Here is a 22,827-nt window from a genome sequence, read left to right on the forward strand (position 1 = left end):
TAGGAATCCGATGAGCAGCGAGAACTCGACGACCGTGCCGCCCGAGCGGCGCTACGGGAAGTGGCGGATCGTCGCCGCCGTGGCGGGCCTGCTGGGATTCGCCCTGGCGATCCTCACGCCCTTCCTGCCGGTCAAGGAGACCACCACCGCGGTGCACTGGCCGCAGGACGGCCGCGTCGCGAACGTGGATCTGCCCCTGGTCTCGTACACGCCGGTCCGGCTCGACGTCTCGATACCGTGCGCGCTGGTGAACGAGCTGCCCGCCGGGGCGGCGCCCTGCTGCGCACGCTCCCTGAGGACGGCCCCCGCCCCGGCCTGCAGGGCCTGGTGATCCGGGCGGACGCCCGCAACGTCATCATCGCCGACCGCGACGTGGCTCTGGCGACGGCGAACCGGGCGGACGTCTCCCGCGCGGGCGCCGACTGCGCGATCCGGTTCGTCTCGACGCCGGAGACCACGAGCGCGCGTTTCACGGGCATGCCGGCCGATGCGCAGACGCCGAGTCAGCTCGCGGTCTCGGTCAACGACCCGAACCTGCGCCCGCAGATCACGGGCTTCTACACCGACCTCCCCGCGGGCACCTCCGCCGCCGGGATCGACGTCGCCACGCAGGTCGACACCCGGTTCAACACCTCGCCGTCCACGATCAAGCTGATCGCGATCGTCGTCGGCATCGCGGCGACGATCCTCTCGCTCGTGGCGCTCGGCTTCCTCGACCTGCGGGACGGCCGCGGCCACGTGCGGATCATGCCGCCGGGCTGGCTGCGCCCGCGGCCGGTGGACTTCACCGTGATCGGCGTGCTCGGGATCTGGTGGCTGATCGGGCCCAACACGTCCGACGACGGCTACCAGATCACGATGGCCACGCAGGCGAAGTACAGCGGCTACATGATCAACTACTTCCGCAGCTTCGGCGTGCCCGAGAACCCGGTCGGGTGGAACGACTACCTGTTCACGGCGATCTCCCACGTCACGACCGCGGCGCCCGCCATGCGCGTCCCCGGCCTCATCATGGGGCTACTCACGTGGCTCGTGATCTCCCGCGAGATGATCCCGCGGCTCGGCCGCGCGGTGCGCAACAACCCCGCCGCACTGTGGGCCGGCGCGGGCGGCTTCCTGCTGATCTGGCTGCCGCTCAACAACGGGCTGCGGCCCGAGCCCGCCGTGGTGTTCTTCTCGCTCCTCACCTGGGTGTCGGTGGAGCGCGCGATCGCCACGGGGCGGCTGCTGCCGGTCGCCATCGCGGTGCCGTGCGCGGCGCTGTGCGTGGGCGCCGCCCCCGGCGGCCTCATCGCCGTCGCGGCGCTGCTCGCCGCGTCGCGCCAGATCGTCACCCGCATCGTGAAGCGCCGCAAGCGCGACGGGCTGCTGCCGCTGATCGCCCCGATCCTCGCCTCGGGGATGGCGTACCTGTTCTACGCGTTCTACACACCCACCGCAGCCGCGCTGCGCGAGGCGATCACCGTCAAGGGCGTCACCGGCCCGACGCTCGACTGGTACGAGGAGGGCGTCCGGTACTACTACCTGATGCTCGAGACCGAGGACGGCTCGGCGGTCCGCCGCATCGGCGTCCTCACTGCGTTCCTGTGCCTGCTCACGGTGCTCACGTTCATGCTGCGGCGCAAGCGCCCCGCGGGCATCTCGGCGGGCCCGGTATGGCGCCTGATGGCGGTCTTCTTCGCGACCATCGTGCTGCTGGCGTTCACTCCGACGAAGTGGACGCATCACCTGGGCCTGTTCGCCGGCTACGCGGCGGGCATCGCCGCCGTGGCCGCCACGATGACGATGGCGCCGATGATGCGGTCCAAGCGCAACCGGGTGTTCTTCGCCGCGGCCGCACTGTTCATCGCGGCGATCTCGTTCGCCGCCCGGGTCGGCTACTACTGGGTCGGCACGTACGGGATCCCCTGGAACACCATGCCGCCGGAGCTGTTCGGCGTGAAGTTCTCGTGGGTGCTGTTCGCCGCATCGGTGCTCACCGCCCTCTACGGGCTGTGGCTGCACTACCGCCGCGACTACGCGCCCGAGCCCACCCGGCGCGGTGGTCGCACGCTACCCACCCTGGCGATACTCACCATGCTCATGGTCTTCTTCGACGTCGCGACGATGGCCAAGGGCGCATACGCACAGCGCGGCAGCTTCTCCTGGACCGCCTCCAACGTTCGTGCGCTGCAAGGCGATACGTGCTCAATGGCGGACTACGTGCTGATGGAGGAGGACCCGAACGCCGGGCAGCTCTCCCCGCTCCCCGGCCCGACGGTGCCGTCCCCTCCGCCGCGCAGGCGCTCGCCGGGCGGTCCACGGGCTTCACCCCCACCGGCGTACCGTCGTGGGCCTCGCCCACCAAGTCGAACCCCGGCCACAACAACGACGTCACCAACGTCGATCAGCCGGAAGCGGTGGGCGGCAAGCCCAATCCCGACTTCAAGAAGGACGGGGTGCCGCTGCCGTTCGGCCTGAATCCGGCGACGACGCCGGTGATCGGCTCCGCGGGGGCCGCCGGGCTGGCGAACGTCACGACCGACTGGTACGCGCTGGGCGCCATCACCGACCGCACGCCGCTGGTCACGCTCTCGGTGGTCGGTCCCGTCGCCGCCACCGGGCTCAACGGAATCAAGCGCGACGGCCGCACGCTGTTCCTCGAGGCCGGTCACCGGTCCGGGAACGGCGCCGTCCAGCCGCTCGGCAGGCTGGTTCCGATCGACGCGTGGAGCAACAACAACTGGCGGAACCTCCGCTTCCCCACCGCCGATCTGCCGCGCGGCACGAACACGGTGCGCGTCGTGGTCGACGACCGGGTGCCCTCGCCCGACGCGATCGCCCTCACGCCGCCGCGGATGACCTCCATGCGCACCGCGCAGGAGGTGTTCGGCCGCGACACGGTGGTGTCGATGGACTTCATGGTGGCGTTCGCGTTCCCGTGCCAGCACCAGATGCGCGCGGTGAACGGCGTGTTCGAGCGGCCCGAGTTCCGCATCTCGCCGGACTTCGGTGCCACCGTGTCGACGTCGAACACGTGGCAGGGGTGGAAGACCGGCGGCCCGCTGGGCGTGACCGATGCGATGTACCACGAGCAGATCGTGCCCAGCTACCTGAAGGGCAAGTGGGCCATGGACTGGGGCACCATCACCCGGTTCCAGCCGTGGACGAAGGCCGAGCCGGCGAAGCTGGAGATCGGGACCACCACGCGCAGCGGCTGGTACACGCCCGGACCGATGCGCTCGGCACCCTACTGATCGATGGCGCGGTACCGCCCCGTGGGGCGGCCTGACCTGTGGGACGACTCAGCGCACGCCGTCCCACAGGGCGCGCGCCGCGGCGTCGGGGTCCGTCGAGATGCCCCCGGCGCCGCCGAACACGCGGACCGCACGGGCCTCGGCGAAGGGCGCCCAGCCCGGGTCCTCGCCGCGCAGGAATCGGACCCACGCGGCGTGCATCTCGTCGGCCAGCGCTTGGGGCGCACCGGGTCCGGTGAGCGCGGTGGCGGCGGCGAGGGTGTCGAAGACGAACGCGATCTCCACCGCGTGCGTCGCGCCGAGCCGCCCGTCCAAGGCCGTGGAGGGCTGGTCGAACCGGTACACGTAGGTATCCGACGGTGCACCGTCCCGCGCCTCCGCCAGCCGCAGGGCCGGCAGCGTGAAGGTGTAGTCCGCGAGGAGTGCGGTGAACACCTCACCCGCGGACAGGTTCTCGCTCCCCCGGTAGGCCGCGACCGTCGCGGCGGGATCGGCGAAGCCGTAGGCCGCCGCGATCCCCAGCGCCATCGGCTCGGGGATCTGGTCGATCACCCCGCCGGGCACGATGAAGAATCGCCCCTCGTCGGCGTTGCGGCCGATCAGCACGCGCACATCGGCGCCCGCGCCCGCCCGGATCGAGTCGATCGGCAGCGCGGGCAACACGTCGTCGCCGACCACCGGCTCGAAGACCATGGTGTTGAGCGCGATCTCGCCCCACTTCGGGTCCGGCGCGCTGCGCACCTCGAGGTCGATCGCCTGGGATTCGGCGATCACCCGCGCGATCGGCACGCCCGCGAAGGCCTCCCGGGTGGGCTCGATCCCGAGGCGGGCGGCGAGCTCCCGCGCGACGGTCTGCGCGGTAGTGCGGCGCAGCGCGTGATGTCCTGCGCCGCTCTGCATCACGGCCTGGGAGAACAGCCCGGCCGACAGCGGCGAGGAGAGCAGGCATGCCACGCTCATCGCGCCGGCGGACTCACCCATCACGGTGACCCGCGACGGGTCCCCGCCGAACGCCGCGATGTTCTCGCGCACCCACTGCAGGGCGGCGAGCTGATCGCGCAGCCCCAGGTTCGTGTGCTCGTCTCCGGTGTCCAGGAAGCCCAGGGCGCCGAGCCGGTAGTTGACGCCCACGAACACCACGCCGTCGCGTGCGAAGGCGGCACCGTCGTAGGTGCCGGACCGGTTGCTGCCGTTGCGGAACGCGCCCCCGTGGATCCAGACCACGACGGGCGCCGCGCCGTCGACGCCCGGCGACCAGACGTTGACGTTGAGGCACTCGGGTCCGGGGAAGTCGGGCTCGTCCGCGAGCAGCTCGGCGACGGGCCCCTGATAGCCCGGCTTGGGCACCGTCGGGCCGTAGCCGGTGGCGTCGCGCTCACCGGTCCACGGCACGACGGGTTCGGCGGGCAGGAACCAGCCGGCACCGTCGAGCGGGGCGGCGTAGGGCAGGCCCAGGAACCGGGCCACGCCCCGCTCGACGGTGCCGCGCACGCGGCCGGACGGGGTGTCGACGGTGACGGAGGCGCTCATGCCTCCTGTCTACCGTCCGGCTACTCCTTCGCGCCGGGCTTCACGACGATCTCGATCGGCCCCGAGTGGTCGGCGTCGTACGCCTCGACCGTCACCAGCTCGCCGGTGACCGGCGGGTGGTAGAGGTCCTCGGGCACGGTGCCGTCGGAGTACACCGGCACGTCGTCCGACGGGAGCACGTCGGACGTGTCGTCGGTGACGGCGAGGGTGTTGGCGTGCCAGCGCATGCGCTCGCCGAGCTCCTCGCGGTGCGTGCGCTCCGCCACGATCAGCGGGTCGTGCCAGAGGTCCATCATGAGGCCCACGCACATCCCGATCATCACCACCAGGAACGGCGCGGCCGCGATGATCGCCATCTGTTTGATGCCGGTGAGCGCGTCGTCTCCGCTGACCGAGAGCAGTAGGGCTGCAACTGTTCCCGTGAGGACACCCCAGAAGATGGTGATCAGGCGGTTCGGCTCCTCCGCGCCGCGCTGGGAGAGCGTCCCCATCACGATGGAGGCCGAGTCCGCGCCGGAGACGAAGAAGATCCCCACCAGCAGCACCACGAGGAACGCGGTGATCGTGGGCCACGGCAGGTTGCCGAGGACGTCGAACAGCATGACCTCCTCGTTCTCCGCCTTGCTGACGCCCATGCCCGCCTGCTCCTGGTTGATCGCGGTACCGCCGAACACGGCGAACCACACCAGCGACACCAGAGTCGGCACGGCCATCACGCCGATCACGAACTCGCGGATGGTGCGGCCCTTCGAGATCTTCGCCAGGAACAGGCCCACGAACGGCGTCCAGCTGACCCACCAGGCCCAGTAGAAGATGGTCCAGGTGGACAGCCACTTGCCGGCCTCGGGCTCGTTGGCCGCGGAACGGGCCGACATGTCCATGAAGTCCGCCGCGTACGCGCCCATCGAGGTGGGCAGCAGGTTCAGGATGAACACGGTGGGACCCACCACGAACACGAACACCGCGAGCACCAGCGCCAGCACCATGTTGGTGTTCGAGAGCCACTGAATACCCTTCGCCACGCCCGAGACCGCGGATGCCACGAAGCACAGCGTGAGCACGGCGATGATCGCCACGAGGAGCAGCTTGCTCGATCCGTCCTCGGCCCAGCCGAGCCGCTCGAGTCCCGCACCCACCTGCGCGGCACCGAGGCCGAGCGAGGCGGTCGTGCCGAACAGCGTGGCGAAGATCGCGAGGATGTCGATGACGCGGCCGCCCACGCCCTGCCCGCCCGTCTTGTTGAAGATCGGGGCGAACACGGAGCTGATCAGCTGGCTGCGCCCGCACCGGTAGGTGCTGTAGGCGATGGCCAGGCCCACGACGGCGTAGATGGCCCACGGGTGGAATCCCCAGTGGAACATGGTGGTGGCCATGGCCACCGCGACGTCGTGACTGGACATGCCGGGCGGCGCACCCACGAAGTGGTAGATCGGTTCCGCCGCGCCGAAGAACATCAGGCCGATGCCCATGCCCGCGCTGAACATCATCGCGATCCACGACACGGTCTTGTACTCGGGCTTTTCGCCGTCGCGCCCCAGGGGGATGCGACCGAAGCGGGAGAAGGCCAGGAAGGCCGCGAAGAGCACGAAGAAGCTGGCTGCGATCAGGAACAGCCAGCCCAAATCAGTGATGATCCAGTCAAGTACACCGGAGGTCGTCGTCTTCAACCCATCCGGATCCAGGAAACCCCAGAGGACGAACGCGACAACCGCGACGCCCGTCACGCCGAACACGATCCAGTCGGTCCGGCGATGGTCTCCTGTCGGTTTAGTTACAGTAGCCATGATCCCCACTAGATCACAGTGGTCATGGCACTGGTCAAATCTCCCGGGAACCCCTCCGGGGTTCCCGGGCGCGAACTAGACTGCCTCGCCGCCGGGTCCACGGCGGCAGTGGATCAGGCCGACGGCGCCACGGATCGGATCCATCCCTCCAGGCCACGGGGGTTGCGGGTCTGCAACAGCACCCGCCCGGGGCCGGTGAACTCGAACACCATTCCCTCGCCGGATTTCATCGACTGGATCCACTTGCCCTGCACCGCGCGGCGCATCGAGAACTGCATGTTCAGGTCGTACGCCACCACGTGGCCGGTGTCGATCACCACCTGCTCGCCCGGCTGCAGGTCGATCACGTCGATCGCGCCGTACACCGCGACCAGCACCTCGCCCTGGCCCGAGACCTGCAGGCCGAACGCGCCCTCGCCGCCGAAGAAGGTCTTGGCGCCACCGAACTGCGTGGCCGTCTGCACCCCGTAGGAGCTGGCGAGCCACCCGCCGCGGGTGATGTAGTACGGCCGGTCCGGCTGGATCTGCAGCACGGCGATATCGCCCGGCAGGGTGCCGGCGACGTCGACCCAACCGCCCTGCGGCGGGGCGGTGAACGTGGAGACGAAGAACGACTCGCCGGAGAGCAGGCTCCGCTTGAGGCCCTGCATGATGCCGCCCTGCGCCTGCGACTGGAGGTTCATGCCGGCGGAGTGCGCGACCATCGCGCCCGACTCCACGGTCATCGGTTCATTCGGCGCCAGCTGGCACCGGGCCATCGTGAACGACGGGTTGTGACGGAGCTGTACCTGCATGGGACCGAGCGTAACCGAGGATTCGGTCAGCCGACCAGCGCAGCTTTCAGGGCCTGGTAGCCGCCCTCGACGTCCGCCGCGCGGCGCAGCCCGATGTCGCGCAGTGCGGCCGCCGCGAGCGAGCTCGTGTACCCCTCGGAGCAGATCACCAGCCACCGCACGTCCCAGTCTCGGGCCTGCGGGATCCGTGCGTCCGACGTGGGGTCGAGCCGCCACTCCAGCACGTTCCGCTCGATCACCAGCGCGCCCGGCACCTCGCCCTCCGCGGCGCGCTGCGCCGCCGGGCGGATGTCCACGAGGCGCGCGCCCGCCGCGAGCTCGTCCCCGACCGCCGCGGCGGGCACACGCTCGATCCGCGCCCGAGCCGCCGCCGAGCGCGTCGATACCCCGCTCGGTCACCCGGTTCGACGGTGCCTCGGGCACGTCCGTCACTTCGCTGCGGGTCCGGCGCAGCCGCCCTCGGGACTGACCTCGTAGTACGACATCGCGGTGAGCGGCGGCGAGTAGGCGTGCACGGAGAGCGTGGGCGTCGCCGTCTCACCCGAGGCGGCGTCGTGCGCGTCCGCGTGCCGGGTCACGTCGTGCACCCAGCCTCGGTCGAACGCGGCCTGCCCACCGGGGCCGATCCTCCGCTCACGCAATGCCCCGCCGTCCCAACGGAGTTCGGACAGGGCACCGTCGACCACGGTGAGCGCGCCGAGCGACCCGGCGTGGTCGTGCAGCTCCGTCGACCGCTCGGGGACCCAGCTGATGAGCCAGACGTCCACCTCGTCGTCGCCCCACAACCGGGCCGCCCACCGCTCGTCGGTGGGCCAGGACTCCGGAGTCAGGTGTGAGTACTCGCCCGCACGCACCCGCGCCGCCTCGGTGGCGGTGAGGGCCAACAGGTCCGGCACGTTCTCGGTCATACGGCCAGTGTTCGCCCGGGCGGACCGCCGCCGGAAGCGTTGCGCTCAGGACGAACCGAACGTCAGCGCACCAGGCCGACCTTCTTCAGCCACGTCGCGGCCACGTCAGCGGGGTCGCGCCCCTCGATGTCGATCTGCCCGTTGAGCTCCTGCATCGTCTCGTTGGTGAGCAGTCGGCTCACCTTCGCCAGCACGTCGGCGATCTGCGGGTACTTCTTCAGCGCGTCCGAGCGCACCTCGGGCACACCGTCGTAGGGCAGGAAGAACTTCCGGTCGTCCTCGAGCAGCTCGAGCCCCAGCTTGCGGATGCGCCCGTCCGTGGCGTACACGTCGCCGGCGAGGCAGGTGCCACCCGAGATCGCCGAGTAGACCACACCCGCGTCCATGGTGATCACGGAGTCCGGCGGGGTACCACTGCCGAGAGGCACCTGGTACTTCTCCAGCAACCGGCCCAATCCGTCGGGGCGGGATTGGAACTCGGGGTCCACGCACAGCTTGCGCTCGGCCGGCGGCAGGGCGAACAGATCGCTCAGGGTGCGCAAGTTCCGCTGCGCCTTCTGCTGCGGCGTCACCGCGAACGCGTACGTGTTGTTGAAGGGCGCCGGGGTGAGCACCTCGATCCCGTTGGCACGCTCGGCTTCCCGCACGCGATCCCACAGCTGCTTCGAATCGCTGATCGTCTCCGTCTGCCCGAGGTAGCTCACCCAGATCGTGCCGGTGTACTCCCACGAGACGTCGGCGGCGCCGCTCGTCATCGCCTGCCGCGACGACATCGAGCCCGGCGCGTTGGTGATGTCGGTGATGTCGGCACCGGCGGCCTGCAACATCGTGGTGGTGATCTTGCCCAGGAGGATGCCCTCGGAGAACGATTTCGACGTCACGGAGATCTTCGCACCCGCCAGGGGGCGCTCGCCGTCGGCGGGCTCGGCGTGCACGAAATGGCCGGAGCTGCTCTCCAACCCGCAACCGCCGAGCACCAACGCCAGCACCGTCAGGAGGGGGATCAGCGCACGCCTCATGCGGTCACTCCCCTCAGGCCGCGCGGCGCGAGCAGGTACTCGGCGAGGCGCGCCAGCCAGTCGATTCCGAGAGCGAGGAGGGCCACGAGCAGCGCGCCGGAGAACAGGAGTTTCGGCAGGTACAGCGTGACGCCGGTGGTGATCAGCACGCCGAGGCCGCCCGCGCCGATGAAGGTGCCCAGGGTGGCGGTGCCCACCAGGATCACGAGCGCGGTGCGCACGCCGTGCAGGATCACCGGAATCGACAGCGGAAGCTCCACCCGCACCAGCGTGGTCACCGTCGAGAAGCCCTGACCGCGCGCGGCTTCGATCACCCGGTCGTCCACCTGGCGCAGGCCGGTCACGGTGTTCTGCAGGATCGGGAGGACGGCGTACACCACCAGCGCCGCGACCGCCGTCCACCGCCCGGTGCCCAGCCACATCGCGAACAGCACCACCATGCCCATGACGGGTGCGGCCTGTCCCACGTTCGCCAGGGCCACCACCACCGGCGAGATCCGCGCGAACCGCTTGCGGGTCACCAGGATCCCCAGCGGTATCGCGATCACCAGCACGATCACGGCGGAGACCACCGTCAGCCACACGTGCTGCCACACGGACTCGCTCAGGGCGGACCACTGCAACTGGACCGCCTCGACCTCCGAGAAGGTCTGCGAGGCGTGCCAGATCAGGTAGCCCACGAACCCGACCACCACCAGCAGCGGCTCGATGATCAGGTCCACCGGCACGCCGCCCGCGAACCGCGGCGTGGGCTCCGCCCTCGCCGGCCTGCGCGCCGCACCGGGCTGCCGGCTCGCGGCCGTCACGGCGCCGCCCGGTAGGTGTCGGCGGCCTGCTCCGGGTTCGCGAGCGCCTGCCGCTCGCGGATCCGGTTGGCCACCTGCTCGATGGTGAGCGATCCGATCACCTTGCCGCGCTGCGTGACCAGCACGCCGCCCTGGCTGGCGGCGAGCATCACGTCCAGCGCGTCGGCCAGCGTCGCGGTGCGCTCGGCCACCGGCAGCCGCTGGTCGACGTAGTCCGAGACGACGGGCTTGCTCAGTACCTCGGACACCGACGGCCAGGCGCGCGGCCGGTCGTCCGCGTCCACGACCACCACCCAGTTGAGTCCGGACTCGCGGGCGCGGGCGGCCACCTCGTCGGAGGGATCGCCGGGGCGGGCAAGCACAACCGGGGCGCTGGGGATGTCGCTGACCGTGGTCAGCGACAGGTGTCGCAGCGTGGCACCGGATCCCACGAACTCCTCGACGAACTCGTTCGCCGGCGCGGCGAGGATCTCCTCCGGGGTCCCGTACTGTTCCACCTGTCCGCCCTCGGACAGGATCAGCACCCGATCGGCCAGCTTGATCGCCTCGTCCACGTCGTGCGTGACGATCACGATCGTCTTGTGCAGTTCCTCTTGGATCGCGAGCAACTGGTCCTGCAGGCGCACCCGGGTGATCGGATCGACGGCGCCGAACGGCTCGTCCATCAGCAGCACCGGCGGGTCGGCCGCGAGCGCGCGGGCCACGCCCACGCGCTGCTGCTGGCCGCCGGACATCTCCTTGGGGTAGCGGCCGCGGAACTGCTCGGGGTCGAGACCGACCAGTTCCAGCAGCTCCGTCACGCGGTCACGGGTGCGCTCCTTGTCCCAGCCGAGGAGCCCGGGCACCGCGGCCACGTTCCGCTCCACGGTCCAGTGCGGGAACAGCCCGCCCGCCTGCACCACGTAGCCGATGCCCTGGCGCAGGTCGTCGGCGTCGGCCGCGGTGGCATCGGTGCCGCCGATCAGCACCGTGCCCGAGGTGGGTTCGATCAGCCGGTTGATCATCTTGAGCGTCGTGGTCTTGCCGCAGCCCGACGGCCCGACGATCGCCACCGTCTCCCCCGCCTCGATCGCTATGGACAGCTCCTTGACCGCGGGCCTGTCCTGCCCGCGGTACCGCTTGACCACCTTCTCGAGCTCGATCGATACGCCTGTCGTCTCTGACATTCGATCCTCCGGATTCGGTCTCATCGCAGTCCCTTCGAGACGGTGAAACGGCCGAGCAGCACCAGCAGACCGTCGAGTACGAGCGCGATGACCACCACCAGAGCGGTACCCACCAGCGCGGATTCGAGCGCGCCCGCGCCCCCGAGGCGGGCGAGACCGGCGAAGATCAGCGAGCCCAGGCCGGGGCCGAGCACGTACGCCACCACGGTGGCGACGCCGACGACCAGCTGCGTGCTCACCCGGATGCCGGTCAGGATCACCGGCCACGCGTTGGGCAGTTCGACGGTGGCCAGCACTCGCCAGCGCGGCATCCCCAGGCCGCGCGCCGCCTCGACCAGCGCCGCGGGCACGGCCTGCAGCCCCACGATCGCGCTGGTCAGGATGGGCAGCGTGGCGTAGAACGCGAGCATCGTGACGGACGGGGTGACCCCCAGCCCGAACACGATGAGCAACAGTGCGAGGAGGGCGAGGGACGGCACCGTCATACCCACGGACGCGATGGCCGTGGCGAACGCGGCCCCGGCCCGGGAGCGGTACACGAGCGCCGCGACGACCAGGGCGATCACCACGCCCGCCAGCACGCACTGGATCACGAGCGAGGCGTGTTGATACGTGAGGAAGGCGAGCTGACCGGAACGACCGTCGAGAAATCTTCGGAGGTCCACTCGTCCGAACCTACATATGTTCGAGCAGATGCGCGCGGTTCGCGTCAGATGGACTGAAACTTCGCCATCGCGGGCGAACCCGGGTCATCGCCCGCCCGGACTCTCGAGCGAGATCGCCGGCGACGTTTCCTTCCCACTCCAACTTATAACGCACCCCGGGGCTTGCCGCAAGGCCCGTAGTAGGCGCATACTCGCTGGCCGGATCGGGTTTCGAGCGAGGCGAGGGTGCATGACTGAGTACGAGAACGACCTGGGGTCGGAGCGCGAGTACGTGGCGGGGTTGTACGCGCGCCTGGACGCGGAGCGGGACCGGGCGCGGCGACGCTACACGGACGCCCTGCGCGACCATGAGGGCCGGGCGGTGGACCGGGAGGGCGACGTGATGACCTCCGCGCGGGAGGTGCGGCGACTGAGCGTCGCCGAGGAGGGCCTCGCGTTCGGCAGGCTCGACGGTGAGCCGGGCGGCACCGTCGGCACGCGGTACGTGGGCCGGCTCGGGCTCTTCGACGAGGAGAAGGAGCTCCTCCTGGACTGGCGGGCGCCGGCGTCGCGGCCCTTCTACACGGCCACCGGGGCGCATCCCGAGGGCGTGCACCGGCGGCGGCAGTTCCTCAGTGACGGTCGGGAGCTGACCGCGTTCACCGACGAGATGCTGGGCCGGCCGGGCGCCGACGCCCGCGGCGACGCGGCGCTGCTGGCGGCGGTGAACGCGCCGCGCGGCGATTCGATGCGCGACATCGTCGCGACCATCCAGGCCGACCAGGACCGGATCATCCGGTCCGACAACCCCGGCGTCACGGTGATCGAGGGCGGGCCCGGCACGGGCAAGACCGTGGTGGCGCTGCACCGGGTGGCGTATCTGCTGTACACGCAGCGGGCGCGGTTCGAGCGGCACGGAGTGCTGGTGGTGGGCCCGAACACGTCGTTCCTGCAGCACATCGGACGGGTGCTGCCCTCGCTCGGCGAGTCGGACGTGGTGTTCGCTACCCCGGCGACGCTGTACCCGGGCGTCACGGCCCGCGCGGAGGACACGCCGGCGGTGGCGCGGATCAAGGGCGCGGCCGCGATGGCCGACGTGCTCGCCGCCGCGGTGGCGGACCGTCGGACTCTGCCGGAGACGCCCGTCTCCATCGGGCTGGGCGACACCGAAGTGCGGATCGAGGCCGACGTGGTCGGCTGGGCCCGCAACGAGGCGCGCGACAGCGAGCAGCCGCACAACCAGGCGCGAGCCGTCTTCCTCGACGTGCTGACCTGGGCGATCACCGAGCGGGCGCTGGGCCGGATCGGGAAGCAGTGGCTGCGCCGCGAGGACACGCGGGCGTGGGAGGAGATGCGCGGCAGCATGCTCGCCGACCTCGCGGTGGACGGGACCTTCCGGCGCACCGTCGATCGGTTGTGGCCCGTGCTCTCCCCGAAACCCTGCTCGCGGACCTGCTGAGCTCGCCCGCGCGGCTGGTCGCGGCGGGCGCGGACCCTTCGCTGTTGCGGCCCGACGGTGCCGCCTGGACCGTCTCGGACGTGCCCCTGCTGGACGAGCTCGCCGAGCTCCTCGGCCCGCACGAGGCGCCCGACGACGCGGCCGCCGCCGCGGCCCGGAAGGAACAGGCGGAGTTCGCGGAGGGCGTGCTGGATTCACTGGTCTCGCGGCAGGATTCGATGGACGACGAGGACCACCTGTTCGCCACCGACCTGCTCTACGCCGACGACCTGGCGGGACGGTTCGAGGAGCGGGACACCCGCGACCTGGTGGAGCGCGCCGCGACGGACCGGACGTGGGTGTACCGGCACGTGGTGGTCGACGAGGCGCAGGAGCTCTCGGCGATGGACTGGCGGGTCCTGATGCGGCGCTGCCCGTCCCGGTCGTTCACGGTGGTCGGCGACCTCACCCAGCGCAGCGCCCCGCGGGCGCGCGCTCATGGGCCGAGATGCTGGACCCGTACGTCGCCGACCGGTGGGCGTACACCGCGCTCACGGTGAACTACCGCACCCCGTCGGAGATCATGGCGGTGGCCGCGGACGTGCTCGCCGAGTTCGCACCGGGCACCGTGCCGCCCGAGTCGGTGCGCGCCTCCGGCCTCCGGCCGTGGGCGCGGCGGGTGACCGACGAGGGGCTCGCCGACGCGATCGAGGAGTTCGCCGAGGACGAGGCGGGCCGGGAGGGCACGTGCGTCGTCATCGGGCCCGACGGTACGCCGGGCGCGGTCCCGCCGTCCGAGACCAAGGGGCTCGAGTTCGACGCGGTGCTGGTGGTCGACCCGCAGGAGATCCTCGCCGACGGCGAGCGCGGCGCGGCCGAGCTCTACGTGGCGCTCACCCGTGCGACGCAGCGGCTCGGCGTGCTGCACCGCGCGCCGCTGCCGGAGTGTCTGGCCGGGCTCGAAAGCCCCGTCGCGGCGTCCTGACGGGGACGGGTGAAACGTCCCGCTCCACGGGCCGCTTCGGCGAAAGGCCGGACACCGGCCGCGTCCCACGGCTAACTTCTGAGTTGGCAGGCATTCGCACTCAAGTCGGATCGGGTGCGCAGCGGCGCGACTAGCACGGCCTTCGCACTTCGGAACGTGGTCAGGCGGGAGTTGGCACGGTGCAGACAGAGATGATAGCTGTGTCGGGGATCATCGACTGGGAGTCCCTGACGGGCCAGTCGAAGTTCATCATCGACCTGATCAGCGTCCCCGTGTTCGCCGCGATCGCCGGCCTCATCACCAACTGGACCGGCGTCATCATGCTGTTCTCGCCGAGCAACTTCACGGGCTTCTACGTGCCCGGCCTCGCGGCCCTGTTCCGACTGCTGCCGCGCAAGATCCAGATCCTGCCGATCTTCGCGCCCGGCGGCATCCTCGGCTTCCAGGGCTTCATCCCCTGTCGCGCCGAGAAGATGGCCAGCCTGCTCGTAGACATGTCGATCGCGCGGATCGGCAGCGTCGCCACGTTCTACCAGGAGCTCGAGCCCGACAAGATGGCGGAGTTCATGGCCCGCGAGGCCAGGCCGCACGTGCGTCGCATCGCGGTCGACGCCATCGACACGCAGTACAAGTGGCTGTGGGACACCATGCCGTCCGGCGTGCAGGACGGCATCATCTCGACGATCGACGACCGCGTCCCGGAGATCTCGCAGCGCGCGTTCGCCAAGGTCGGCGACCACATCGACGAGTTGCTCGACGTGAAGCTGATGACCGTCAACCATCTGCGCCGCAACCCCGCGGTGCTGAGCGAGATCTTCCAGGGCATGGGCAAGCCCGAGCTGCGGTTCATGGTCAAGATCGGCGCCGCCGGGTTCTTCTTCGGCATCCCGCTCGCCCTGTACCTGGGCTGGGTGCACCTGGCGCACCCGCCCGTCCTCAGCGCGATCCCCGGGTGGCTCGTGGTGCTCGTCGGCTCGGCGCTCATCGGCATCGTCGTCAACATCCTCGCGATCAAGGTGGTCTTCGAACCCGGCGATCCGCAGCCCCGGTACAAGTACCTGTGGAAGCAGGGCATCTTCCCCAAGCGCCAGCACGAGGCCGCCGCACAGGTCGCCGACATGATGTCCGAGAAGGTGCTCACCGTCTCCAACTTCACGCACGAGCTGCTGTTCGGCGCCAGCGGCGACAAGACGGCCGCCTACATCGCGGAAGTCATCTCCGAGGAGCTGGACCGGATCTTCACCCCCGTCGCGACCACCGTGGGCCGGACCCTGGGCGTCGCCGACCTGGACGCCCTGGAGCGGAAGGTCAGCGCCGAGATCGTCGACCTCACGCCGGAAGTCTTCTACGACAAGGAGTTCAACGAGGAGAAGGCGAAGAAGATCGCCGCGTTCTCCACGAAGAAGTTCCGCGAGCTCAAGCCGTCGGAGTTCAGCGAGATGCTCTACGCCGCAATCGAGCAGGACGCCTGGCTGCTGTACGCGCACGGCGGCCTGCTCGGGATCATCGTGGGCGCGGCCCACGTCTTCCTGTTCGGGGCCTGACGGTACGCCCGGCACCGCCGGCCGAACCGACGGTACGCGGTCACCCCGCCTTGGCGAGCTTCTTGCCGTGCGGGCCGCGCTTGCCGATGTACTTGTCATTGCGGCCGTCGTCGGCCCACCCGCCCGCGTCGTAGCCGTCGATATCGAACGCCATCTCGATGAACCGGGCGCCGAACGCCGTGACGCGGACGCTGCGGAACACGGTGTGCGCCTTCTTGACGCTCTCGATCGCGTGGATCGCCTCCGGCTGCACCTCGAGCAGCGCGTAGCGGCGGTAGTCGTCCACCGGCTCGTCGCTCAGCTCCACCAGGCCGAGGCGGTGCAGGTTCGCGAAGTACGCCCGGTCCTGGTCCGGGTGCGCGCAACCCGCCTGCAGCGCCACCATCGACACGTCGCCGGCCAGGAGCTCGGAGCCCACCATGAACAGCGTCTTGGTGCGGACGTCCAGGAGCGGCTGCGTCCCGGCCCGTCCCAGGAAGCGCAGGATGCGCGCCTCGTCCGGCAGCAGTTCGTCCACGATGCGGCCGTACGACGGATGCAGGTCATCGAGGACCGGGACCTGACGCTGCGACAACCTGATCAGCGCCATGCCGCGCTTACGCAGCCCCGCGGACGAGGACCGCTGCTTCGACCCGATGCCGCCGAGTAGACCGCCGCCGAGCAGACCCGTGACACTGCCGGCGACGGAACCGAGCCCGAACGACGACGCGCTCTGCTCCAGCGGCGCCGCGGCGGCGGTGGCCATCTCGCCGACCGGTCCGAGGACCGGCTCCAGGACGGGCCCGGCCGTCTCCGACAGCTTCGCGACCGGCGCGCCGAGCGGTGACGCGCTCAGCAACTCGTCGACTACGGGCAGCCCCAGTCCCTCCCCGCGCGTGCGGGATTCGTCGTCCTCGCCCTTGTGCTGCCCGACGGTGCCGAGCCCACCCGTCAGCTGCTCGATGGGGGCGGTGAGGTTCTCCGCGAGCTGATCGAACAGGGGGATCCCGAAGCCACCGCCGCGCTGCGGCCGACGCGGCTCGTCCGGCTCCGCGGACTTGCCCTTCTTGTGCTTCTTGTTCTTGCCCGACATGGCGCTCCGATCGTCGACGACCCGACGGGTCCAGCCTATCCATCTGCAGCACTGACGTGGCGCGATCAGCGCACAGAGCGTTCACGCCCCGGTCTGACCCGCTCGCGCGCGCCGCCGCGGTTGTAGGGTCTCACGCTGCATGACATCTCACAGTCTTCTGACCTGCGGCGATGCAAGTTGTCTCACGGACTTGTCCACTCGCCAGTCTCACAGACATGGCATTTCCTACAACGCTCTTGATTCGAGAGCCTCCTAGACCTACGTATCTGATGCCGATCTCCAGGGACGCCGCCATCCTTCGTCACTGTGACAATGCATGTTCTATGCACCCCCGACGGGCAGGACCGCGCCACGTACACATCGTCGAAGTCTGTGCACCCTGAACGAGTATGTGCGATCAGGCACTTGGCCCCGCATCAAGATCTGAGTCGTCCACTGCCGGCGACTGTCCACGATGCGGTCAGCGAGGAGAGAGCCACGCGCCACAGCACGAGGACCGGTCCGGCGAGCGCACCCCCCTCGAGCGGATTGGCGCGGCGTGGTAACCATCGTCAAGTGACTCGGGTTCTTCGGGCTGGTCCTTCGGCTAGTGGGTACTCCCGATATCTGATTCGTGCAGCCGGGTAGTCTCGTTCTCGATCTGGATGGTTGTGTGGTGGATGGATATCGAAAAATGTTCTGCCACACATTGTTTGATCTCATCAAGGAGAGTTGCTGCACGGCCGTCGGTGAAGCACTCGTCAGCGACGACTACGTGTGCGGTCAACACGGGCAGCCCGGTGGCGACGGTCGACGCGTGTAGGTCGTGGACGTCTTGGACGTGTTGATTCTCGAGGATATGGGCGCGCACGGCGGCAAGATCGAGCTCGCGCGGGGTGAACTCCATCAGTACGTGAAGTGTCTCTCGGATCAGTTTGACCGCTCGGGGCACGATCAGTGCGGCGATGAAGAGACCTGCGATAGCATCCGCCTGCTGGAAGCCTGTTGTCGCGATCGTGATGGCCGCGACAATAACGCCGATGGATCCTAAGGCATCATTGAGAACTTCAAGGAAAGCGGCACGCATGTTGAAGTTTGCGGCGCGGTTCGATGCGAGGATCCCGATCGCGATCAGGTTTGCCACCAAGCCGATGACTCCGAAGATCAGCAACTCTCCTGCCGGCATCGTGGGGGGTTCGAACAGCCGGCCGACACCTTCGACGGCCGCGTACGCACCGACGATGAGTAGGAGCGTCGCCTGCCCGAGGGCCGCGATGACCTCAAGGCGTCGGTATCCCCAGGTGTGTTTCGGTGACGACGGGCGTAGGACGAGCGTGCCGGCGATCAGCGCGACTGCCAACCCGGCTGCGTCAGTGAACGCGTGCGCGGTGTCGGTGAGTAGAGCCAGGCTGCCCGTGATCCATGATCCCACTGCTTGAGCGATGACGATGGAAGCAGTGATGGCGAACGCTATTGCCAGCTTCCGTCGGTGATCCTCCGCGTGTGTCGAACCGTGACTGTGTCCTGCGCCCATCGTGAGGCCTCCTCGTTCGCGTCTTCGGCGACTCAACAATACATGCATATATTCGCATTAATCAATGCTCTCAGCTACGGAGTTGCTCGAGGTAAGCAGCGTTGCAGGAGGCGCGTTCCTCTTCCTCCCGCCGGTTTGCGCCCGCAGGTTGGCATCTCACCGCTCCGCTTCGCCTCATCGCAGGGCGAACGCGCAGATCGCCACCACTGCGATTGGCTCGCCGGACGACCAGGCCGCGGCGCCTGCAATCGTTTGGCCCTCGACAGGCCTCAACACGTCCACGGCGCTGTAGCGACCATAGGGTTGTGGCACCATCACGATCATCCCCACGAAGACGTGCCGGGACATCCCGATGAAGGCGTCGGAGAACCGCATCAGCCGACTATCGCATCGGCGTGGCCCCACGGGACATGATCGGCAGCACGAACCAGCTGCCGGACACCAGGAAGATCAGCTGTATCACCGCCTGCCCTGCCCATGATCGTCCGACGACGTGCACGGCGGTAGCCATCCGGAGCATTCCAGGTGCGGTCGGCGGCTCTATCGAAGGCATGGTGATATGCGAATATTACAATGAGAATACGGGGTCGGAAGAGGGCCTCGTTGCCCACGGACCTTGGGCAGACATCGACGACAAAGGAGTGTTTGCGTGGCAATCCGAGACCAGTGGGGTCGCGAATCGGGTGCGCTGTGCTGCAGCCGACGAATCGCGCTGATCGGGGCTGTCGGGGCCGTGCCGCTGGTCGTCGCCGCATGCGGTGCCAGCACGACGGTCTCGGGTGACCCGGCGGCGTCATCGACCAAACCTATCGACAGCGGTCCGCCGGGGCCTGCGCAGATCATCTTTACTCCGGCGGATACCGATCAAGGCGTCGCCCCCACCACGGAGGTCTCTGTTAAGGCGATCAACGCCGCTCCGCGGGCCGTGACACTGACCGACGCGAGCGGCGAACCGATCGAAGGCACTCTGGCGCCTTCGCCGGATGGACTCACCTGGAAGGCCAAGAATCCCCTCTCCTATGCCACCGCCTACACCGTAATAGTCAAGTACGAGGCTCTCGGGCAAGAGCGGGAGGCCAGCAGCAGTTTCACCACGATCACCCCGCAGAACATGACTCTGCCCTACTTCGAGAGCACCGGAGGGCTCGCACTGAACGACAACGCCGTCTACGGCGTCGGTCAGGTCGCCGTCGTCCACTTCGATGAGCCAATCACCGATCGCGCTGCCGCCCAGAGGACACTGAACATCACCACGGACCCACCCATAGAGGGCGCGTGGAGCTGGACCACCAACAAGACCGTGGCCTGGCGCCCCAAGCGGTATTATCCGTCGGGCACGAAAGTCACGATCGAGGCAAACGTCTTCGGCAAAGAAGTCAGCCCAGGACTCTGGGGGCAGCAGGACACCGCGCTCTCATTCAGCATCGGAGAGTCGCACATCTCGATCGCCGACGACGCCACCAAACAGGTCCTAGTGTACATCAACGGCCAGGTTGTACGCTCCATGCCCACGTCCATGGGGCAGGGCGGGACTGAGACGGTCAACGGTAAGACCCTGCACTTCTGGACCCAGCGCGGCATCTACACCGTGCTCGACAAGGCCAACCCGGTTGTCATGGATTCGTCGACCTACGGGCTGCCGATCAACTCACGGCTCGGATACAGGCAGACCATTGGCTGGGCCACCCGGATCAGTAACGACGGCATCTATCTGCACGCCCTGGACAACATCGCCGCCCAGGGCGTGCGCAACGAATCCCATGGCTGCCTCAACCTCAGCCCCGACAATGCACAGTGGTTCTTCGGTATCAGCCAGCCGGGCGACGTCGTGGAAGTCCGCAACACCGGCGGGCCGTCGCTTGAGCAATGGCAGAACGGCGATTGGTCAGTCCCGTGGGAGTCCTGGGTAGCTGGCAGCGCGCTCCCAGATGACAACTGACATGTGTGGGGCGTTGCCCAGGAGCATGCCCGAGCTGCGTTACTTCGCGGTGAGTGAAAGGTCATCTCCCGTTGCGGGATCGATCATCGCCTTCACATTCAGGTCCTGCGGGGACTAGCTAGTGATGGTTTTGCGGTGGTTCACAGCGATGTGAAGCGCGAGTGTCGTCAGTTCCGCGGACAATGCGCGGCGCTGCGGGGGTGAGCTCCGCAGCGCCGCGCCGGCGCGCCGTTCAGGCGTGGGTGAGGGTGTCCGCCTCCACGACCGCCGAGTCCGTCACGCGCAGCACCCGCCCCGAGGCGATGTCGAAGAACAGGCCGATGACCTCGACCCGCCCCGCGGCGACCGCGTCCCGCACGAGTGGATGCTCGGCGACCGCCGCTACCTGCACGGCGACGTTGACCAGCGAGAGCTGATCAGCAGTGCCGAATCCCAGGTCCGCCGCCGCGGCGCGGACCGGATGCCCGGCGCGGAAGGCCGTGGTCGACGGTGCCGCGTGCTCGATCCACCGCTCGATCGTCGGGGGCACCGCGGGCGAGGTGAGCGCGACGCCCATCGCCCCGCACGCCGAGTGCCCGCACACGATGATCTGGCGCACCGCGAGCTGGTCGACGGCGTAGGCGAGCGAGGCCTCGATCGACGGGTCCGTGCCGGCGGGCGGGACCAGGTTGCCCACGTTGCGGACGGTGAACAGGTCGCCCGGGCCGCTGCCGGTGATGACGTTCGGCACCACCCGCGAGTCCGCGCAGGTGAGGAACAGGGCCTCGGGCTTCTGGCCGCCGCTGAGTTGGTCGAAGTCGTCGCTGAGGAGGGCCGCGTGCCGCCGGTGATACCTGGCGATGCCGTCGGCGAGGCCGCCGCGGGCGTGCGCGCGCCAGGGCAGCAGGCCGCGCTCGGCCGGGCGCTCGGTGGCCCGACGCGGCGTGACGGTCGCGGCCGCGTCAAGCGCCGCGCCGCCGAGGTCGTCGACGGTGACGGTGCCGCCCGCGGCCCGGTAGCGCCGGGCCCACTCCTGGATCTCCTCGGCCGCGGCGTGGTCGAGGAAGTCGACGGTCAGCTCGATCGCGACGTCCTGCCCCGGCGGGACCGTGGCCAGCACCCGCGTCAGGCGCGGCAGTGAGAAGAAGGACAGCGTCCCGTCGATGGTGACGTGCCAGCGTCCGGCACCGTCGACCGCGGTCTCGATGTGGGCCCGGGCGACGCGCCACAGGACGAGGACCAGCGCGACGACCAGCCCGGCGAGCACGCCCTCGAGGAGGTTGAGGAACAGGACGCCGCCGATGGTGACGGCGTAGACGAGCAGGTCGCCGGTGCGGCGGGCGGTGCGGATGTGGGAGATCTTCACCAGCTGCACGCCGATCACGATGAGCAGGCCGGCGAGCGCGGAGGTGGGGATCTTCTCGACGAGACCCGACAGCGCGACGGAGAACAGGAGCAGCCATACCCCGTGCAGCACCGCGGACCAGCGGGTGCGGGCCCCGGCTGCCACATTGGTGGCGCTGCGCACGATGACACCGGTGACGGGCAGGCCGCCCAGTAGGCCGGAGACGGTGTTGGCGGCGCCCTGACCGACGAGCTCGCGGTCGAGGTTCGTCTTCGTGCCGTCGTGCATGCGGTCGATGGCGACCGCGGAGAGCAGGGATTCGACGCTGGCGATGAGCGCGACGGTGAGGACGCCGAGAGCGACGGCGCCCCAGTTGCCGGTCGGCATGGCCGGCAGGCCGATGGCGTCGATGATCGAGCCGTTCAAGCGGATCCGCTCGACGTTCATCGGAACGACGAGGGACAGGATCGTCGCCGCCGTCACCGCGACGAGCGCGCCGGGGACGCGCCGCCAAGCCGCGGGCAGCTTCGGCCACACGACCATCACGACGATCACCACGAGACCGACGGCGAGGTCCGGCCAGTGCAGAGCGCCGATCCGCGAGGGCAACTCCGCGAGGTTCTGCAGCACCGAGCTGCGCGAGGAGCCGCCGAGCAGGACGTGGACCTGCTGGATCACGATCGTCACGCCGATACCGGCCAGCATCGCGTGCACCACGACCGGCGAGATCGCCAGCGCCGCACGCGCGATCCGGCTGAGCCCCAGGCCGATCTGCACCAGGCCGGCGGCCACGGTGATCGCGGTGGTCACCTTCCAACCGAAAGTCGCGATGAGCTCGGCGACCACCACCGTCAGGCCCGCGGCCGGGCCACTGACGAGCAGCGGCGAACCGCCCATCAGGCCGCCGACGATGCCGCCGACCACGCCCGCGATGAGCCCCGCCATGAGCGGCGCGCCCGAGGCCAACGCGATCCCGAGAGACAGCGGCAACGCGACGAGGAAGACGACGATCGACGAGGGCCCGTCGAAACGCGCTATGTCTCTGAGTTTCTCCTGCATGCCCACCACTGTGGGGGTTCGGTGTGGACGATCCACCGCGAGGACGTGAAGGTTCCGTGAAGCCGG

16 protein-coding genes and 3 pseudogenes are annotated in these 22,827 nt (G+C 69.3%); 5 read left to right on the plus strand and 14 right to left on the minus strand.

Annotation, left to right across the window (positions count from 1 at the left end; all coding sequences use genetic code 11):
• Positions 1-10: 10 nt before the first annotated feature.
• Positions 11-2,241, plus strand: a pseudogene (locus tag MTP03_RS23020) (arabinosyltransferase domain-containing protein); the annotation flags it as partial.
• Positions 2,184-3,236, plus strand: coding sequence for an arabinosyltransferase C-terminal domain-containing protein (locus tag MTP03_RS23025; RefSeq protein WP_256465191.1), 1,053 nt, complete (start codon positions 2,184-2,186; stop codon positions 3,234-3,236). The pseudogene MTP03_RS23020 and the gene MTP03_RS23025, both read left to right, overlap by 58 nt.
• Before the next feature lie 48 nt (positions 3,237-3,284).
• On the opposite strand, the gene MTP03_RS21775 is transcribed toward MTP03_RS23025, so the two are convergent.
• From MTP03_RS21775 to MTP03_RS21815, 9 genes and pseudogenes are all read right to left on the minus strand, one after another.
• Positions 3,285-4,766, minus strand: coding sequence for a carboxylesterase/lipase family protein (locus tag MTP03_RS21775; RefSeq protein ID WP_248489934.1), 1,482 nt, complete (start codon positions 4,764-4,766; stop codon positions 3,285-3,287).
• 20 nt (positions 4,767-4,786) lie between these two features.
• On the minus strand, positions 4,787-6,550 hold the full coding sequence (locus MTP03_RS21780) for a BCCT family transporter (protein WP_248489935.1): 1,764 nt from the start codon (positions 6,548-6,550) through the stop codon (positions 4,787-4,789).
• Between the two features lie 113 nt (positions 6,551-6,663).
• On the minus strand, positions 6,664-7,344 hold the full coding sequence (locus tag MTP03_RS21785; protein WP_248492327.1) for a TIGR00266 family protein: 681 nt from the start codon (positions 7,342-7,344) through the stop codon (positions 6,664-6,666).
• A gap of 26 nt (positions 7,345-7,370) precedes the next feature.
• Positions 7,371-7,688, minus strand: coding sequence for a rhodanese-like domain-containing protein (locus MTP03_RS21790; protein ID WP_371821005.1), 318 nt, complete (start codon positions 7,686-7,688; stop codon positions 7,371-7,373).
• Between the two features lie 61 nt (positions 7,689-7,749).
• A pseudogene (locus MTP03_RS21795) lies at positions 7,750-8,252 on the minus strand (cysteine dioxygenase); the annotation flags it as partial.
• Between the two features lie 62 nt (positions 8,253-8,314).
• Complete coding sequence (locus MTP03_RS21800) at positions 8,315-9,271, minus strand: glycine betaine ABC transporter substrate-binding protein (protein WP_248489936.1); 957 nt, start codon at positions 9,269-9,271, stop codon at positions 8,315-8,317.
• Complete coding sequence (locus tag MTP03_RS21805; RefSeq protein WP_371820825.1) at positions 9,268-10,077, minus strand: ABC transporter permease; 810 nt, start codon at positions 10,075-10,077, stop codon at positions 9,268-9,270. Before MTP03_RS21805 ends, MTP03_RS21800 begins: the two co-directional genes overlap by 4 nt.
• Positions 10,074-11,243, minus strand: coding sequence for an ABC transporter ATP-binding protein (locus MTP03_RS21810; protein ID WP_248489937.1), 1,170 nt, complete (start codon positions 11,241-11,243; stop codon positions 10,074-10,076). The genes MTP03_RS21805 and MTP03_RS21810 overlap by 4 nt, the downstream gene beginning before the upstream one ends.
• 20 nt (positions 11,244-11,263) lie before the next feature.
• On the minus strand, positions 11,264-11,908 hold the full coding sequence (locus tag MTP03_RS21815; RefSeq protein ID WP_248489938.1) for an ABC transporter permease: 645 nt from the start codon (positions 11,906-11,908) through the stop codon (positions 11,264-11,266).
• 229 nt (positions 11,909-12,137) lie between these two features.
• Here MTP03_RS21815 and helR point away from each other — a divergent pair.
• Together helR and MTP03_RS21825 are read left to right on the plus strand one after the other, a co-directional pair.
• Positions 12,138-14,310, plus strand: a pseudogene (gene helR, locus MTP03_RS21820) (RNA polymerase recycling motor ATPase HelR).
• 191 nt (positions 14,311-14,501) lie between these two features.
• Positions 14,502-15,854, plus strand: a complete 1,353-nt coding sequence (locus MTP03_RS21825; protein WP_371821006.1) for a hypothetical protein — start codon at positions 14,502-14,504, stop codon at positions 15,852-15,854.
• 40 nt (positions 15,855-15,894) lie between these two features.
• Here the strand turns inward: MTP03_RS21825 and MTP03_RS21830 are convergent, their stop codons facing one another.
• The 4 genes from MTP03_RS21830 to MTP03_RS23030 all read right to left on the minus strand — a co-directional run bounded on the left by MTP03_RS21830 (position 15,895) and on the right by MTP03_RS23030 (position 18,950).
• The gene (locus MTP03_RS21830) at positions 15,895-16,926 is read right to left on the minus strand and encodes an Abi-alpha family protein (RefSeq protein ID WP_248489940.1); all 1,032 of its coding nucleotides are present in this window, start codon (positions 16,924-16,926) and stop codon (positions 15,895-15,897) included.
• Positions 16,927-17,512: 586 nt separating this feature from the next.
• Positions 17,513-18,439, minus strand: coding sequence for a cation diffusion facilitator family transporter (locus tag MTP03_RS21835; protein ID WP_248489941.1), 927 nt, complete (start codon positions 18,437-18,439; stop codon positions 17,513-17,515).
• A 174-nt stretch (positions 18,440-18,613) separates the two neighbouring features.
• A complete protein-coding gene (locus tag MTP03_RS21840) occupies positions 18,614-18,814 on the minus strand; it encodes a hypothetical protein (protein ID WP_248489942.1) in 201 nt (66 codons plus the stop codon).
• 7 nt (positions 18,815-18,821) lie between these two features.
• On the minus strand, positions 18,822-18,950 hold the full coding sequence (locus MTP03_RS23030) for a hypothetical protein (protein ID WP_256465192.1): 129 nt from the start codon (positions 18,948-18,950) through the stop codon (positions 18,822-18,824).
• Positions 18,951-19,127: 177 nt separating this feature from the next.
• Here MTP03_RS23030 and MTP03_RS21845 point away from each other — a divergent pair, with 177 nt between their 5' ends.
• Positions 19,128-20,378: an Ig-like domain-containing protein gene (locus MTP03_RS21845; RefSeq protein ID WP_371821007.1), complete on the plus strand. Its 1,251-nt coding sequence runs from the start codon at positions 19,128-19,130 to the stop codon at positions 20,376-20,378.
• A 232-nt stretch (positions 20,379-20,610) separates the two neighbouring features.
• Here MTP03_RS21845 and MTP03_RS21850 read toward each other — a convergent pair whose 3' ends face one another.
• A complete protein-coding gene (locus MTP03_RS21850) occupies positions 20,611-22,761 on the minus strand; it encodes a bifunctional SulP family inorganic anion transporter/carbonic anhydrase (RefSeq protein WP_248489943.1) in 2,151 nt (716 codons plus the stop codon).
• Positions 22,762-22,827 lie beyond the last annotated feature (66 nt).

The sequence above is a fragment of the Tsukamurella sp. PLM1 genome, from assembly GCF_023168325.1.
Classification (GTDB): Bacteria; Actinomycetota; Actinomycetes; order Mycobacteriales; family Mycobacteriaceae; genus Tsukamurella.